This window comes from Morganella morganii, from assembly GCF_019242955.1.
Taxonomy (GTDB): Bacteria; Pseudomonadota; Gammaproteobacteria; order Enterobacterales; family Enterobacteriaceae; genus Morganella; species Morganella sibonii.
Genome location: NZ_CP066129.1, coordinates 220,749 through 236,205, shown reverse-complemented (window position 1 = coordinate 236,205; position 15,457 = coordinate 220,749). Strand labels below are relative to the sequence as shown.

Annotated in this window: 12 protein-coding genes and 1 tRNA gene; 3 read left to right on the top strand and 10 right to left on the bottom strand. The window is 51.8% G+C overall.

What is annotated here, in order from left to right; all coding sequences use genetic code 11:
• Window positions 1–7: 7 nt before the first annotated feature.
• From dppF to JC793_RS00985, 7 genes are all read right to left on the bottom strand, one after another.
• Window positions 8–1,006, bottom strand: coding sequence for a dipeptide ABC transporter ATP-binding subunit DppF (dppF, locus tag JC793_RS01015; protein WP_147642632.1), 999 nt, complete (start codon window positions 1,004–1,006; stop codon window positions 8–10).
• Window positions 999–1,982, bottom strand: a complete 984-nt coding sequence (gene dppD / locus JC793_RS01010) for a dipeptide ABC transporter ATP-binding protein (protein ID WP_107679916.1) — start codon at window positions 1,980–1,982, stop codon at window positions 999–1,001. The genes dppF and dppD overlap by 8 nt, the downstream gene beginning before the upstream one ends.
• Window positions 1,983–1,992: 10 nt before the next feature.
• Window positions 1,993–2,895: a dipeptide ABC transporter permease DppC gene (dppC, locus tag JC793_RS01005; RefSeq protein ID WP_046891907.1), complete on the bottom strand. Its 903-nt coding sequence runs from the start codon at window positions 2,893–2,895 to the stop codon at window positions 1,993–1,995.
• Window positions 2,896–2,907: 12 nt separating this feature from the next.
• Window positions 2,908–3,927: a dipeptide ABC transporter permease DppB gene (gene dppB / locus JC793_RS01000; RefSeq protein WP_046891906.1), complete on the bottom strand. Its 1,020-nt coding sequence runs from the start codon at window positions 3,925–3,927 to the stop codon at window positions 2,908–2,910.
• A 200-nt stretch (window positions 3,928–4,127) separates the two neighbouring features.
• Window positions 4,128–5,741, bottom strand: coding sequence for a dipeptide ABC transporter periplasmic-binding protein DppA (gene dppA / locus JC793_RS00995; RefSeq protein ID WP_107679951.1), 1,614 nt, complete (start codon window positions 5,739–5,741; stop codon window positions 4,128–4,130).
• Between the two features lie 436 nt (window positions 5,742–6,177).
• Window positions 6,178–7,725 (bottom strand): ShlB/FhaC/HecB family hemolysin secretion/activation protein, encoded by a 1,548-nt coding sequence (locus JC793_RS00990; RefSeq protein ID WP_218427198.1) that lies wholly within the window; start codon window positions 7,723–7,725, stop codon window positions 6,178–6,180.
• Window positions 7,726–7,889: 164 nt separating this feature from the next.
• Window positions 7,890–7,966: transfer RNA gene (locus JC793_RS00985), tRNA-Pro, on the bottom strand.
• 267 nt (window positions 7,967–8,233) lie between these two features.
• Between JC793_RS00985 and JC793_RS00980 the strand changes: the two genes are divergently transcribed.
• A complete protein-coding gene (locus JC793_RS00980) occupies window positions 8,234–9,466 on the top strand; it encodes a two-partner secretion domain-containing protein (protein ID WP_218427196.1) in 1,233 nt (410 codons plus the stop codon).
• Between the two features lie 105 nt (window positions 9,467–9,571).
• On the opposite strand, the gene glyS is transcribed toward JC793_RS00980, so the two are convergent.
• Window positions 9,572–11,641, bottom strand: a complete 2,070-nt coding sequence (gene glyS, locus JC793_RS00975) for a glycine--tRNA ligase subunit beta (protein ID WP_218427194.1) — start codon at window positions 11,639–11,641, stop codon at window positions 9,572–9,574.
• Window positions 11,642–11,650: 9 nt separating this feature from the next.
• A complete protein-coding gene (glyQ, locus tag JC793_RS00970; protein WP_046891903.1) occupies window positions 11,651–12,559 on the bottom strand; it encodes a glycine--tRNA ligase subunit alpha in 909 nt (302 codons plus the stop codon).
• 186 nt (window positions 12,560–12,745) lie between these two features.
• Between glyQ and JC793_RS00965 the strand changes: the two genes are divergently transcribed.
• Both JC793_RS00965 and JC793_RS00960 read left to right on the top strand, forming a co-directional pair.
• On the top strand, window positions 12,746–13,315 hold the full coding sequence (locus tag JC793_RS00965; protein ID WP_218427192.1) for a DNA-3-methyladenine glycosylase I: 570 nt from the start codon (window positions 12,746–12,748) through the stop codon (window positions 13,313–13,315).
• A 455-nt stretch (window positions 13,316–13,770) separates the two neighbouring features.
• On the top strand, window positions 13,771–14,109 hold the full coding sequence (locus tag JC793_RS00960) for a YceK/YidQ family lipoprotein (protein WP_247717298.1): 339 nt from the start codon (window positions 13,771–13,773) through the stop codon (window positions 14,107–14,109).
• An 11-nt stretch (window positions 14,110–14,120) separates the two neighbouring features.
• On the opposite strand, the gene JC793_RS00955 is transcribed toward JC793_RS00960, so the two are convergent.
• Window positions 14,121–15,401: a YidR family protein gene (locus tag JC793_RS00955; RefSeq protein ID WP_218427191.1), complete on the bottom strand. Its 1,281-nt coding sequence runs from the start codon at window positions 15,399–15,401 to the stop codon at window positions 14,121–14,123.
• Window positions 15,402–15,457: the final 56 nt, after the last annotated feature.

Here is a 15,457-nt window from a genome sequence, read left to right as displayed (position 1 = left end):
CAGAATGTTATGCAGATGTTTTTGCCTGTTCTTCCCTGTCCGCCGCAAAACAGGCAATCAGCTGTCCGCCGTAGGATTTCAGCTCCGGGCGGAACTGGGTGCAGGTGCCGAACGCATGACGGCAGCGGGCGGCAAAAGCGCATCCCGGCGGCGGATTCAGCGGGCTCGGCAGTTCACCGGTCAGTTTTATCCGCTCGCGGCGCTGCGCCGGATTCAGCCGTGGTGTTGCGGATAACAATGCCTGTGTGTAAGGATGGCGCGGATTCTCAAAAATCTGCGCTTTAGTGCCTTTTTCCACACAACGCCCCAGATACATGACCATCACATCATCCGCGATATGCTCCACCACGGATAAATCATGCGAAATAAACACATACGACAAGCCCAGCTCATCCTGGAGATCCATCATCAGATTCAGCACCTGAGCACGGACTGACACATCCAGCGCCGATACCGGCTCATCGGCAATCACCACATCCGGGTCCAGCATCAGACCCCGGGCAATCGCAATACGCTGGCGCTGACCGCCGGAGAACATATGCGGATAACGGCTGTAATGTTCGGTTTTCAGACCGACTTTCGCCATCATCGCCAGCACCTTCTCTTTTCGCTCCGCCGCACTGAGTGATGTGTTGATAATCAGCGGCTCTTCCAGAATCTGCCCGACTTTTTTACGCGGATTGAGCGAACCGTACGGGTTCTGGAACACAATCTGAATTTTCTGCCGCCGCAGTTTCTCCGCATGTTTATCCGCCACCAGCAGATCCTGCCCCTGATAAAACAGTTCCCCGCCGGTCGGTTTTTCAATCATGGTCAGCAGACGACCGAGTGTCGATTTACCGCAGCCGGACTCCCCGACCACTGCCAGGGTCTTTCCCCGGTTCAGATCAAAAGATACGCCGTCAAGGGCTTTCACCATCCGTTCCGGTGAGAAAAAACCTTTTTTCACCGGATAATATTTTTTCAGATCACTGACATGTAACAGAGGCTGTGTGGTTTCACTCATGGCCCGGTCTCCCTTCATCATCCAGCGGGGTATGACATTTCACCTGACGCGCCCCGACAGTACGCAGTTCCGGTTCCGTGCTGCGGCATAAATCCGTGGCATACGGACAGCGCGGGTTCAGCAGACAGCCTTCCGGCCGGTCATATTTTCCGGGCACAACGCCCGGCAGTGATGCCAGCCGGCTCTTGTTACCGGCAAATTCCGGCAGCGCCCGTAACAACGCCTGAGTATACGGGTGACGCGGCGCGCGGAAGATATCCGACGCCTTACCGGACTCCGCCACCTGCCCCGCATACATCACAATAATGTGATGAGCGGCTTCCGCCACCAGCGCAAGGTCATGGGTGATCAGCACCAGCGCCATGTTTTCCTGCTGCTGCAATTCCAAAAGCAATTCAATAATTTGTGCCTGAATAGTCACATCCAGCGCCGTTGTCGGCTCATCCGCAATCAGCAGCTTCGGACGGCAGGCTATCGCCATGGCAATCATCACCCGCTGGCTCATCCCGCCGGACAACTGATGCGGATACACATCCAGCCGCGATTTCGGATCAGGGATACCGACCAGTGTCAGCAGATCGATAGTCCGCTGTAACCGGGTTTTCCGGTTGCCGCCCTGGTGAACTTTCAGGGCTTCCATAATCTGATACCCCACGGTATAGCAGGGATTGAGGCTGGTCATCGGATCCTGGAAAATCATCGCCACATCCGCACCCACCAGCTCGCGCCGTTCTTTTTCTGAGATGGTCAGCAGATGGCGGCCGTCAAATTCCAGGTTCTCCGCCATCACACGGCCCGGAAAATCAATCAGCCCCATAATCGCCAGTGAACTGACGGATTTACCGGAACCGGATTCACCGACAATCCCGAGCACCTCGCCTTCCTCAACCTGATAACTGATCCGGTCAACGGCGCGGAATGGCATCTCTTTTTCACCGAAGTGAACAGATAATTTATCAACTGTTAATAACGCCATGTCTGCACCTCTACTGCTTAAGCTTAGGATCAAGGGCATCACGCAATCCGTCGCCCATCAGGTTAAACGCCAGTACCGTCAGTAAAATCGCCAGGCCCGGGAAGGTCACCACCCACCACGCGCTTTGCGTAAACTGTAAAACATCGGACAGCATGGTTCCCCACTCCGGTGTCGGCGGCTGTGCGCCCATCCCGAGGAAACCTAATGCTGCCATGTCCAGAATAGCGTTGGAGAAACCCAGCGATGCCTGCACAATCAGCGGTGCCAGACAGTTCGGCAGAATATTGACAAACATCTGGCGCACCGGGCCTGCCCCCGCCACCGCAGAGGCGGTCACATAGTCACGGCTCACTTCCGTCAGCACCGCCGCGCGGGTCAGACGGATATAGTGCGGCAGTGCCACAAAAGTCAGTGCCAGCGAGGCGTTAACAATCGACGGGCCGAAAATCGCCACCAGCACCAGCGCCAGCAGCAGGCTCGGCAGTGCCAGCATAATATCGACGATACGCATGATCAGAGCATCAACCCAGCCGCCGAAATACCCGGCCGCCAGACCAATCACCACACCCAGCAGCAGCGATAACGCCACCACCAGACAGCCGACCAGCAGTGAAAGCCGGGCACCGTACATCAGGCGTGACAGAATATCGCGGCCGATATCATCAGTACCGAGAATAAACTGCCATGAACCACCCTCCTGCCAGACCGGCGGCTGTAATAAATGGTCACGGAACTGCTCATCCGGCAGATGCGGGGCGAGCAGCGGGGCAAAAACAGCGATCAGCAGCATCGCCAGGATATAAATCAGACCGATCAGCGCGCCTTTATTGCGCCGGAAGTAGTGCCAGAATTCACGCAGCGGGGAAAGCGGCTCAGGCGCGCGGGTCACGGTAGTATTTGTCGTCTCAGACATTGTGCGCTCCTGTTATTTTTTATGACGAATACGCGGGTTAACGACGCCGTAGAGTAAATCCACGCACAGGTTAACCAGAATAATCAGAATGGCGATCAGCAGAACGCCGCCCTGCACAACCGGATAGTCGCGACGCTGAAGAGCATCAATCAGCCAGCGGCCGATACCGGGCCAGGAAAAGATAGTTTCGGTCAGAATCGCGCCGGCCAGCATTACGCCGACCTGTAAGCCGATAACGGTCACCACCGGCAGCAGCGCGTTGCGCAGTGCATGCACCACAATCACACGGAGGCGGCTCAGCCCTTTGGCACGGGCGGTACGGATATAGTCCTCACCCAGCACTTCCAGCATCGCCGAGCGGGTCATACGGACAATCACCGCCAGCGGAATAGTACCGAGCACAATGGACGGCAGAATAAGATGCATCACGGCATCATGGAAATCGCCGTCCTCACCCCAGATCAGAGTATCAATCAGCATAAATCCGGTCAGCGGCTGGCTGTCATCCAGGAACACGCTGTCTGATAAGCGCCCTGACACCGGTGTCAGATCGAGATTCACCGACACCAGCATGATCAGCATGATGCCCCACCAGAAAATCGGCATCGAATAACCGGTCAGGGAGATCCCGATAGCGGTGTGATCAAAGACCGAGCCCCGTTTAACTGCCGCCAGCACCCCGACAGGGATCCCGACCGAGATAGCGAAAATCATGGCGCAGGCCGCGAGTTCCAGCGTGGCTTTAAAGCGGGGGACAAATTCATCCCATACCGGCTGGCGGCTCTTCAGAGAGAGGCCGAGGTCACCGTGCAGGACACCATTGATATAATGAAGGTACTGTTTCCAGTATGGCTGATCCAGCCCCAGAGCCGCCATCAGCTGTGCGTGGCGTTCAGGGGAGATCCCCCGCTCACCCGCCATGATAGTGACCGGGTCTCCCGGGATCAGATGAACAAATATAAACGTCAGTAACGTAATACCGATAAATGTCGGTATTACCATCCCGACACGCCGGAGGATAAATTGCAGCATATCCCTGTTTCTCTTGTAATGGCCGCTGACAGCGCTCAGGTCATAAGACCGGACGAAAGGGAGGACTTTCCCTTTATACTCACACGATGAATAATATTGTTTTAATTATGTGTTCTGCGTCGTCCGTGCAATGCGGTTCGATACAGGGTTGCCGCCTCCGGGAGGAGGCGGCAGACCGGTAACACTGATTTCCGGTTTACTTATTTTTCGATAGAGACATTGTCAAAGTGGTGTTTACCCAGCGGGTCCACCACATAGCCTTTCACTTCTTTGCGAACCGGCTCAAACACGGTGGAGTGGGCAACGATCAGCGCAGGTGCCTGATCTTTCATCACCACCTGAGCCTGTTCATACAGCTTGGCGCGCTCTTTCGGGTCAGCCGTGGTGCGTGCCGGCTGAATGATGTTTTCAAAGGACTGATCACACCATTTCGAGTAGTTCGACCCCTGCTCTTTGGCCGCACAGCTGAAGAGTGTGGCGAAGAAGTTATCCGGATCCCCGTTATCACCGGTCCAGCCCATCATGACGGTCTGAGGCTCACCCGCTTTCGCGCGCTTGAGGTACTCACCCCACTCATAGGTCACAATCTTGGCTTTCACGCCGACTTTCGCCCAGTCTGCCTGGATCATCTCAGCCATACGGCGGGCATTCGGGTTATACGGACGCTGAACCGGCATCGCCCACAGGTCGATCTCAAAGCCGTTTTCCATGCCCGCTTCTTTCAGCAGTGCTTTGGCTTTTTCCGGATCATACGGATAGTCTTCGATACCGTTGTTATAACCCCACATGGTCGGCGGGATCAGGTTTTTTGCTTTCTGGCCAGCACCCTGATAAACCGCGTCAATGATGGCATCTTTATTAACGGCCATATTCAGTGCCTGACGGACTTTGACGTTATCCAGCGGTTTTTTCGTGACGTTATAGGAGAGATAGCCGACGTTCAGGCCCGGCTGCTCTTTCAGGACAATATTTTTATCCGCACGCATACGCTCCAGATCAGCCGGATTCGGATACGGCATCACCTGGCACTCATTTTTCTGTAATTTAGCGTAGCGGACAGAAGCGTCCGGGGTGATGGAGAAGACCAGACGGTCAATTTTCGGTTTACCGTTCCAGTAATCATCATTAGCTTTATACAGGATACGGGAGTCTTTCTGGTACTGCTGTAACACAAATGGCCCTGTACCGATCGGGTTCAGATCCACTTTCTCCGGCGTACCGGCTTTCAGCATCTGATCAGCATATTCTGCGGAGAGAATTGAGGCGAAGTCCATCCCGAGGTTGGCCAGGAATGGCGCTTCAGAGCGGCTCAGCTGAAAACGGACGGTGTTGTCATCGACTTTCTCAACTTTGTCGATAATTTTGTCCATATCCATACCGCTGAAATATTCATAACTGCCGCCGGATACTTTGTGATACGGGTTATCCGGGTTTTTCTGACGATCGAAAGTAAAGATCACATCATCCGCATTTAAATCGCGGGTTGGTTTAAATTCCTTGCTGCTGTGGAATTTCACCCCTTTCCGCAGGTGGAAAGTATAGGTTTTCCCGTCTTCGCTCACTTCCCAGGATTCAGCCAGACCCGGCTCCAGCTCTGTCGTACCGGCCTTAAACTCCACCAGCCGGTTATACAGCGGCACAGAGCTGGCATCATAGGTGGTTCCTGAGGTGAACAACTGCGGGTTAAATCCTTCCGGTGATCCCTCAGAACAAAAAACCAGTGTTCCCGCCGCATTGACGCTTGCTGACACCGCCAGGGCAACCAGTGTAATGCCCAGCTTCGCTAATCCTGTCTTACGTTTGGCGCTTCTCATCATCATTATCTCCGCCTGTCGTTGAATGTCGTGTTTGCTCTGTCGTCCGGCAGCGCCGGACCACAGATTTCAGTTTGTTTATTATTTTCTGACACTTCACTAAATCAACTGTCACAGAGGCAGTCAATACTATTGACTATGGATGATGACTACACATAAAACACATAAATCAAACGTTTTAATAACAAAAACAGCTAAAATGTTTGAGCAGGCGCACACCTGAGCATTTATTCACCTGCCCGGTAAAACGTTCACAGAATAAACAGCTGACAAAAATTATCCGGATTTTGTGACTGAATGCTTAATTACTGCGCGATTATTTTGTCTGATATCATTGTCACAGTGTTTTCCGTTGCACCTTTTGCCACGTTTGCCGCTGTAATCCGCTTCCGGCCTGATATACAGCGGAACTATCACGCAATGAAAGCAATTATCGTCAGTAGCTGACACTAACCGAGATCCCGCCCACCGGGGAAAATGCCCGCACACCCTCAGCCTCTTTCAGCGGCATACCGGCAAAAACCTGATAGCTCAGCGACTTGTAAAATCCCTTAATCCCGGTTTCAACACCCGCCAGGCCGTGTGACCGGGTTCCTCCGGACATCTTAACGCCGGGAAGTGCGGCATCCGCTGCCAGATACAGATTATGCCCCGGTAATACCTGCTGCCAGACCACTTCATTGCGGCTGATAAATGCCCGCGCAGAACTCATACTGTGGGAAAACGGATAACCGCGGACCGAATAGCGGCCGCTCAGCGATTCATAATCCATCTCATCCGCTTTATCCGCATTAACAGAGCCGCGCATCACATTTTCATAATAAAATGACTGACCGGCCAGACGGAACGGCACTGTCAGTGTTGTTTCCGCGATCAGCTGCCGGGTATGTTTCAGTTTTTTTTCTGTTACCGGCAAAGCACCAAAACGGTTCAGTGAATGTTTATACTGAACCTGATACTGAAGGGTGAAGGCCGGATGATGCCAGCGATGATTCAGCCCGGCGTTCCAGTAAACAGAACGACGCTCAGGTAATATCAGCGGCGAATGCCCGAGCGTAACCTGCCGGGTTACCGCAGAAATGCCGCTGCTGAGGGTGACATCATGCGCCGGGGTCAGCAACAATTTGCGGCCGAGATTCAGATCCAGTGTTTTACTGCGGGTAAAATAGTCCAGTGATCCCCGGTACACCGGGTATTGCTGCTTTTGTTCACTGTAACTGCCGCCTGCCGTAAATTCCCAGTGCCGGAAAGGGATTCGGTACTGACCATAAATAAATTTCACACCGGCAGAATGATCGCGGTCCATATCCCGCAACGCATAAATAAACAGACGATCATACAACTGCAACGGGTTCTCAATACTGAGCCGGTTACTTATCTGACTGCTGCCGGTTGACGGGCTGCCGTAATTGTTAACTTCAAACGAGCCGTTTATGCTGCGTTTTTTCTGCTGTGTAATCGTGATCACACTATTACCGGGATTCAGCGGATCGGGTTCCACTGCCGCCTGAGCCCCCAGTCCGGGCAATTGATTCAGATGTGTCATCCCCAGTTCGGTATCGCGGATATTCAGTTGCCCGTCAGACCGCTGCGGAAAAATCAGATTCAGACCGAATCGTGTATCCCCGCTTTCCTTATCGCGGTAACCGCTCAGATAACCGGGTTGATAGTGGAGTGTCAGCGTACCGTCACTGACATTCTGCGGCGGCACACTGATTTGTGCCGTAATAAACCCGGCCTCGTGCACCGCTGACTCCAGCTCAATAACCGCTTCCGCCATCTGTTCTGATGTCAGACAGTGCCCGGTAACGTTCTTTTCAAATTGATCCGCCAGATAAGATGGCCCGATTAATTCCCTCTGCTCAATCACCACCTCTGACAGTATGGCGCAGGATGCCGGAGAAACCGCAGAAGAAGTGTATGTGCTGCCCCATGCACAGCCACTGGCTGCCATCGCAACAGCAGCGATTGTTTTTTTTATCATGTATCCGTCCGTCTGATGAAATCCTTTTCAGCGGGCAGTAAAACGGATAACAGAAAACAGAGATATCAAAAAAGCGGCGTAATTTTTGAAAGGAACAGACAGAGGAAAATGCAGGATGCTGAAAAGCAAAAAACCCTGCTGTAAAAGCAGGGTTTTTCTTAATATGGTCGGCGAGATAGGATTCGAACCTACGACCCACTGGTCCCAAACCAGTTGCGCTACCAAGCTGCGCTACTCGCCGAAAGCGGGATGGATATTACTGCCGGAAAGGATAAACGTCAAGAGCTGAAACCGGAATTTTTTGTTTTTCGCCACATTATTTTTGTTTCGCCGGTTTATCCGCCAAATTTCTGTTTTTTATCCTCTTATCGGTAAACGATATGTTTTTTATTTGCTATCGGAATGCTGAAAACTGACAAAAAATAACCACTCTGTTCATATCTCCTGTCAGCGACTTTATTTATCCTGCCCGTGGATTTTATATCTCAACAACAACCAGGGAGTGGTTATGCAAAAAATAGTGAAGTTATCTGTTATCAGTAGTGCCCTTTTACTCAGCCAGTTCGCCTCCGCGGCAAATATTGACGTTAATCCTGCGTCTGCAGAAACAACTAAAGTCGTCCGCCAGGGAAATACTACGACCATTAATGTCGCACCGGCAAATACACACGGCATTTCTTATAACGCCTATGATAAATTTAATGTCGGGAAAAACGGTGTGGTTTTTAATAACCGCGAGTCTGACGCCGATATGATTATCAATGAAGTACTGTCAAATGAAAAATCACGACTGCACGGCCATATGCGTGTTGACGGTAAAAACGCACATCTGATTATTGCCAACCCGAACGGTATTGCCTGTAACGGGTGCAGTGTATCCGGTGCAAAAAAGCTGACATTGGTTGCCGGAAAAACCGGGATCACGCCGGAAGGTGAATTACTGGGTTATTATGATAATACAGGCTCCGTTTACTTTAATAAAATTAACAATAAAGCATTTTCATCAGTTCAGAGACTGGCCGTGATTGCCGGTAATATTAACTTTCGCGACAGTGAAGTCCTGACACCAAATCTGACTTTATTTGCCGGCCATGAATTAGTGAAATATACACCTCATCAGATACGTGACCTGGAAGCACTTCAGAGTAACAGCAAACAGACAGGTAAAGTAACTATCCTCTACGGCAGCCGGATTAAAACAGATGATATGCATATCAGTACAAATAATACTAAGGTAAGAAACCACGGTGAAATTGAAACCGGCCCGATAGGTGACCCGAAGACACAGAGTTATATGAACAGTCAACTGACAATAGACCTGGCGAATTCAACACTGACGAATGGCAGCAAAGGTATTATCCGTACCACCAAAATCGACTCTATACTGGATAACAGCATAATAACCAACAATGGTAACATTCAGGTTGACGGCGGCCATAAAATGGACGTTATTAACCAGGCTATTATTGATAATAAAGGCCATATGTCGGCAACTGCCACACACATCCGGGGATCAGGAAGTACCAACACCGGGATAGGTATTAATAATCATGGTCGTATGTCAGGCAATTTATTTGTCAAGACCAATCAAATTTCATTTAACAATAAAAAGTATCTGGAATCACCTAATATCTCAACCGACAGTGATGTTCTGGTCTATATTAATAATGGTAAAATAATAAATGGCACATCCGGGTTCAAAGCCTACGAGCTTTACCATTCCGGTAACGGGGAAATTTAATCTGCGCCGGTATTCGAATATGAAATAAAAAAACCACTTCCGTAAAAAATAAAGCCCGGCAACGCCGGGCTTTTCACTTTTTAGCTGATTACTGTTTTCAGCCGGTTACTGCAACAGCGAAATATCCGCAACACCCAGGAACAGGTTGCGCAGTTCATTTAATAATGTCAGACGGTTGCGGCGGATGTTGTCATCCTTATCCATCACCATCACACTATCAAAGAACGCATCCACTGATTCGCGCAGAGAAGCCAGTTCAGTCAGCGCTTCCTGATATTTGCCTTCCGCATAAAGCGGAGCCAGTTGGGTTTTCAGGTCAGTCACATACGCAGCCAGACGGATCTCTTCCGGTGCATTCATTAATGACGCCAGAACCGTATCATTCAGTACATCATCACTCTTCGACAGAATGTTAGATACACGCTTATTGGCTGCGGCCAGGGCAGCTGCTTCGTCCAGCGTGCGGAAGTGAGTGACCGCTTTCATACGGGCATCAAAGTCCGCAGGGCGGGTCGGACGGCGCGCCAGAACCGCCTGGATAGTATCAATCGCAAAACCCTGCTCCTGATACCAGGCACGGAAACGGCCTAACATAAAGTCAACCACGTCAGTGACCACATTCGCGTTCGTCAGCTTATCGCCATACAGACGAACCGCTTCCTGTGTCAGCGTTTCCAGGTCGAGGTTGTAACCTTTCTCAACGATGATACGCAGCACACCAAGCGCGGCACGACGCAGTGCAAACGGGTCTTTGTCCCCTTTCGGATGCTGGCCGATACCGAAGATCCCCGCCAGGGTATCCATTTTATCGGCAATCGCCAGTGCATCAGACACCGGCGTTGACGGCAGGTTATCACCGGCATAACGCGGCTGATACTGCTCTTTCAGTGCCAGCGCCACGTCTTCGGATTCACCGTCATGGCGTGCATAGTGCATCCCCATCACACCCTGGGTGTCAGTGAATTCAAAGACCATGTTGGTCATCAGGTCGCATTTGGCCAGCAGACCCGCGCGGGTGGCGTGATTCACATCCGCACCAATCTGCCCGGCAATCCAGCCTGCAAGCGCTTCAAGGCGATCGGTTTTATCACGCAGTGTGCCCAGCTGCTGCTGGAACAGGACGGTGCTCAGACGCGGCAGGTTATCTTCCAGACGTTTTTTGCAGTCAGTTTTAAAGAAGAATTCAGCATCTGCCAGACGCGGGCGAACCACTTTTTCGTTCCCGCTGATGATCTGTACCGGGTCAGAAGACTCGATGTTAGCGACAAAGATAAAGTTCGGCATCAGGTTGCCGTTTTTGTCGTAAACAGGGAAGTACTTCTGGTCACCTTTCATGGTGTAAACCAGCGCTTCTGACGGAACTTCGAGGAATTTTTCCTCGAATTTTGCTGTCAGCACAACCGGCCATTCCACCAGCGAGGTGACTTCCTCCAGCAGGCTGTCAGTCAGATCAGCCACGCCGCCCAGTGCCTGCGCGGCTTTTTCCGCGTCACGTTTAATCATGGCTTTACGGGCATCGTAATCCGCCATCACTTTACCGCGGGTTTCCAGAATAGCCGGATATTCATCCGCATGCGCGATAGTGAATTCCGCTTCACCCATAAAACGGTGACCACGGATAACGCGGTCAGAAGTGATCCCCAGGACTTCACCCGGAATAACATCCGCCCCCATCAGCATCGTGACAGTATGAACCGGACGCACAAAGTGAGTTTCTTTATCACCCCAGCGCATCAGTTTCGGGATTGGCAGTTTTGCCAGCGCACGGCTGACCATACCGGCCAGTAATTCTTTGGCGTTGTTCCCTTTTTCCACCGCGCGGTACAGCAGCCATTCACCTTTATCAGTGACCATGCGATCCGCCTGATCAACGGTGATCCCACAGCCGCGGGCCCAGCCTTCCGCCGCTTTGGTCGGTTTGCCTTCGGCATCAAATGCCTGAGCAATCGCGGGGCCGCGTTTTTCCACTTCGCGATCAGCGGCAGATTCCGCCAGACCGGCAATTTTTACCGCCAGGCGGCGCGGCGCGGCGTACCAGGTCACATCACCGTGAGTCAGGTTAGCCGCGGCCAGTTCTGCGGTCAGGTTAGCCGCAAAAGATTCAGCAAGAGAACGAAGCGCCTTCGGCGGTAACTCTTCTGTGCCGATTTCCGTCAGGAAAGTCTGTTGTGTCATGACAGCCTCTTAGTTCTTTTTACACATCGGGAAGCCCAGTGCCTCACGGGAGGCATAGTAAGCTTCGGCAACGGCTTTGGTCAGGGTACGGATACGCAGGATATAACGCTGACGTTCTGTCACCGAAATCGCTTTACGCGCATCAAGCAGGTTGAAAGAGTGAGCCGCTTTCAGAATACGTTCGTAGGCCGGTAACGGCAGCGGGGTTTCCAGTGCCAGCAGTGCCTGCGCTTCTTTCTCATACTGTTCAAAACAGGTGAATAAGAAATCTACATCCGCGTATTCAAAGTTATACGTGGATTGCTCAACCTCGTTCTGATGATAGATATCACCATAGGTGGTTTTACCCAGCGGGCCGTCACACCAGACCAGATCATAAACGCTGTCCACGCCCTGGATGTACATCGCCAGGCGCTCCAGACCATAAGTGACTTCCCCGGTAACCGGTTTGCACTCCAGGCCGCCGACCTGCTGGAAGTAAGTGAACTGAGTGACTTCCATCCCGTTCAGCCAGACTTCCCAGCCTAATCCCCAGGCACCCAGCGTCGGGTTTTCCCAGTTATCCTCAACAAAACGAATGTCATGAACCGTCGGATCAATACCCAGCTCTTTCAGCGAGCCGAGATACAGTTCCTGGATGTTATCCGGAGACGGTTTGATGATGACCTGAAACTGATAATAGTGCTGCAGGCGGTTCGGGTTTTCCCCGTAACGGCCGTCCGTCGGACGACGGGATGGCTGCACATAGGCCGCCGCAATCGGCTCCGGCCCTAACGCTCTCAGACACGTCATCGGGTGTGAAGTGCCGGCGCCGACTTCCATGTCCAGTGGTTGAACAATGGTACAGCCCTGGCGCGCCCAGTAATCCTGTAATGTCAGGATAAGACCCTGGAAGGTTTTGGTATCAAACTTTTGCATGTTGGATCCGCACGCGAGAAAATGAATAATAAAATAAAAGTCATTCAGTATACCCTCTGACCGCCTGACTATACAGCGCTTCTCTGATCTTTTTCCGCCCGGATCGAAAAACCGGGAACATCCCCGTTTACATGGATATTTATCCAGTATAAATTAATGAAAACGCCGTCTTCCGGGAGAACTTAAATGCCAATATCCGCTGCTGCTCAGACCCGCTGTGCCTGGGTTACTGATGATCCGCTCTATATTCAGTACCATGACACGGAATGGGGTGTCCCCGAGCGGGATAATCACAAGCTGTTTGAAATGATCTGCCTGGAGGGCCAGCAGGCTGGGCTTTCCTGGCTGATGATCCTCAAAAAGCGTGAAAATTACCGGCAGGCATTTTTTCAGTTTGATCCGGAAAAAATAGCCGCCATGACAGATGCAGATACCGACAGGCTGATGCAGAACCCCGGCATTGTCCGCCAGCGGGCAAAGATCAATGCCATTATCAGCAATGCCAAAGCGTATCTGGCGATGAGAGAGGCCGGTGAAGATTTCAGTGAATTTTTGTGGGCGTTCACCGGCAACACACCGCAGATTAATCACCATACAGACAGCAGCACAATCCCCGCGGATACCCCGCTGTCTCATACACTGGCGAAAGCGCTGAAAAAACGCGGATTTAAATTCTGCGGGCCGGTTATCTGTTATTCCTTTATGCAGGCCGTCGGTATGATTGATGATCACCTGGCACATTGCCGCTGCCGGTAAAAAAATCCCCGTTATGTGGTAAGAGCATAACGGGGTAAAGGTATAACGAGGACTTTGGATCTGTTAACTGACATCACTGACCGGTATAAAGCACAAGGCATATTTCCCTCACACCGTTCAGTAATGCGTCCCAGTTTACCCGGAAGATCTTCCCGCAATGGCTAAAATAATCCTGTAATTATCATTATGTTAGCGTCAAGAAATCATACTGTTTAATAAATTTCGTCACATTTTCTGACAGATTATTTTGCCGGTTCTGTTAAAACAGTTTCCGTGAATGATACCCTTTGTCTGTAACCTGTGTGTTTCAGCCGGTAACAGAACGCCGGCGGTAAGCAGAAATCCGGATCACACAAAAAAACAAAAACTTCTCAGTACACTCTATTTATGGAATAGTACGCCGGTCGGGTGAAATAATTACCGGTACCCGCCCGCTGTATATGCAGGGATATGTTATGACGCGCAAATATATGATGATAAGCGGATTGCTGGGACTGAGTACGATACTCGGCGGCTGCTCAAGTATTATGACCCGGACCGGCCCGACAGAGGGCTACTATTCCGGCACCAAAAACAGCATCGCGATGTTGCAGGATGACGAAACCGGCTGGGTAATGAAACCGATTGTCGCCATTGACCTGCCTTTCTCTGCTGTGCTCGATACCCTTCTGGCACCGGTCGATTATGCATTCGACGGTAAAGACAACACTGAGTCATCTCCTGCGGAACGGGTAAAACGCCTGGAAGCAGCGGAAACGGCTCATAATTCCCCGGCACCTGCACCACAGAAGTAATCTGCCCGCCGTTACAGCCCGGTATCTGCCACCCAGATCTGCTGCCAGCCATTTGTACGGCGCAGAAATGCCACCCGGCGGTTATCCGGTGAGAACACTACCGCATCTCCTGAAACCGGTTCTGCCGATGGTGCTGTCACCGCCCGGCACACACCGGTTTCTGCACAACACACCATCACCTGCCCTTTGCGGACAAAAGTCAGATACTGCCCGCGGCTGTCCCAGCTGAATGCAGATGCAATACCGTCACTGCCGGAAGTAACCTGACGCGGCTCTCCGCCTTGCGGGGAAATCGTCCACAGCTGAACAATTCCCTGATCGTCCTGCATCAGAAACGCAATTCTGTCACCCTGCGGTGAACTGCGCAGCCAGAAACGCGGCTGTTTTGCCAGCCCCGGGTATTTGCGCTGATGGGTAAACGTCAGACGTGTCTGAATAACACCGGCCGGTGGTGCGGGCATCGTACTGTCTGTTCCCTCAAGCGGCTGATCACCGGCAATGGCATAATCTTCAGGCATTTCCGGTAAATCGAGACGGAAAACCTCCGGGTTCACTTCCCCGTTTTCTGCCCGGGTGTCACCAATAAACGCAATCGCCCGCCGCTGACGGGTACCGTCGGCACGCAGATACCCCTGCTGACCAATCCAGCCCTCTTCATATGCACGACTGATATCATCACTGCCCGGCCGTGGTGCCGGCGTTGTCCGCGATACCACACAACAGAAAAACTCACCGTCATATTCACGCGGGTGATGTTTCCCTGTACATACCGGATGCAGCGGAACCGCCACCGCCACATTGCGCAGATCCTCCGCCGGATCCCGCTCATGCAGGACATGGTCGTTATACGTGAAACTCAGCCATTCCCCGTCCGGACTGAACACATGCACATGTGTTCCGCCGCGCAGAGCGCCGGGCTGATAAGGTGGTGTAATGCAGAAAGCATCAATATTATGTGCGATATCCGGCGCGTCATCGCTGACCATCACCCCCTGACGGTGGTGAAAATCATACTGCCACTGCTGATCCGGATTCAGCGGCCCGCGGATAAAGGCATAACGCACGGGGAGCTGCGGACTGACAGTCACCACACCGGCACAGGCACCGGCGGTTCCCCGGTAGATTTTACGGATCTCCTGTGTATTCACATGAATTTTTTCTATCGTTTCACCGGTAAATGACGATCCCTGAGGCCGGACATCATAAACAAGCCATTGGCTATCCGGCGTCCATATATTAATATTAGTAAGCTGATGATGACGGGGTGTTGTTGTTATCTGATATTCATTCATTAGAGTGATACTCTCTTTTTATACCATCAGTTCGGATAACCTCAGGTAATCCGATT

Excerpts from the sequence above, each read along its gene's own strand:
- dppF (WP_147642632.1), bottom strand. The coding sequence starts at position 1,006 with ATGAGTGAAACCACACAGCCTCTGTTACATGTCAGTGATCTGAAAAAA.
- dppD (WP_107679916.1), bottom strand. The coding sequence starts at position 1,982 with ATGGCGTTATTAACAGTTGATAAATTATCTGTTCACTTCGGTGAAAAA.
- dppC (WP_046891907.1), bottom strand. The coding sequence starts at position 2,895 with ATGTCTGAGACGACAAATACTACCGTGACCCGCGCGCCTGAGCCGCTT.
- dppB (WP_046891906.1), bottom strand. The coding sequence starts at position 3,927 with ATGCTGCAATTTATCCTCCGGCGTGTCGGGATGGTAATACCGACATTT.
- dppA (WP_107679951.1), bottom strand. The coding sequence starts at position 5,741 with ATGAGAAGCGCCAAACGTAAGACAGGATTAGCGAAGCTGGGCATTACA.
- JC793_RS00990 (WP_218427198.1), bottom strand. The coding sequence starts at position 7,725 with ATGATAAAAAAAACAATCGCTGCTGTTGCGATGGCAGCCAGTGGCTGT.
- JC793_RS00980 (WP_218427196.1), top strand. The coding sequence starts at position 8,234 with ATGCAAAAAATAGTGAAGTTATCTGTTATCAGTAGTGCCCTTTTACTC.
- glyS (WP_218427194.1), bottom strand. The coding sequence starts at position 11,641 with ATGACACAACAGACTTTCCTGACGGAAATCGGCACAGAAGAGTTACCG.
- glyQ (WP_046891903.1), bottom strand. The coding sequence starts at position 12,559 with ATGCAAAAGTTTGATACCAAAACCTTCCAGGGTCTTATCCTGACATTA.
- JC793_RS00965 (WP_218427192.1), top strand. The coding sequence starts at position 12,746 with ATGCCAATATCCGCTGCTGCTCAGACCCGCTGTGCCTGGGTTACTGAT.
- JC793_RS00960 (WP_247717298.1), top strand. The coding sequence starts at position 13,771 with ATGACGCGCAAATATATGATGATAAGCGGATTGCTGGGACTGAGTACG.
- JC793_RS00955 (WP_218427191.1), bottom strand. The coding sequence starts at position 15,401 with ATGAATGAATATCAGATAACAACAACACCCCGTCATCATCAGCTTACT.